Annotated in this window: 1 protein-coding gene; it reads right to left on the bottom strand. The window is 33.4% G+C overall.

What is annotated here, in order from left to right; all coding sequences use genetic code 11:
- Window positions 1–587 (bottom strand): polyprenyl synthetase family protein (locus tag FUA24_RS04815; RefSeq protein WP_148540271.1); only part of this gene is annotated, 587 nt, incomplete at both ends.

Genomic DNA, 587 nt, shown 5'->3' with positions numbered 1-587 from the left:
GGCGCATTAGGTTACTGCCAAAAGTTTTTAATAATTGCTTTTTATCTTCTGAAATATCTAAAACTTCTAACACCTTAAAAGCTTTATTAGTATATTCTGCCACAGCTTGTTTAGTTGCTTTTGCAGCGCCGGTAGATTTGAATAATTCTTTTACAGCAAATATTTTTTCTTCCGTTTTTGTAGTTTCAGTATTAAATAGATGAATGAGCCTTTGTTTTTCATTGGCATCAGCAAACTCTAATGCTTTTAAATACAAATAGGTTTTTTTGTTTTCTATAATATCGCCCCCAACTTGTTTACCAAAGGTTTCGGGGTTTCCAAATGCATCAAGATAATCGTCTTGCAACTGAAATGCTATGCCTAAATTGCGTCCAAATTGGTAAATACTTTGTTGGTTCTTAATATCTGCTTCAGCAATAATTGCCCCCATTTGCATTGCAGCTGCTACTAAAACAGCTGTTTTATACTCTATCATTGTTAAATATTCTGCAATGGTTACATCATTTCTGGTTTCAAAATCTACATCATATTGTTGGCCTTCGCAAACTTGCAATGCGGTTTCACTAAATAACTTTGTAAGTGCTTTA

This window comes from Seonamhaeicola marinus, assembly GCF_008085455.1.
Note: the sequence above shows the minus strand (reverse complement) of the source record. Positions and strands in the feature narration are given on the sequence as shown.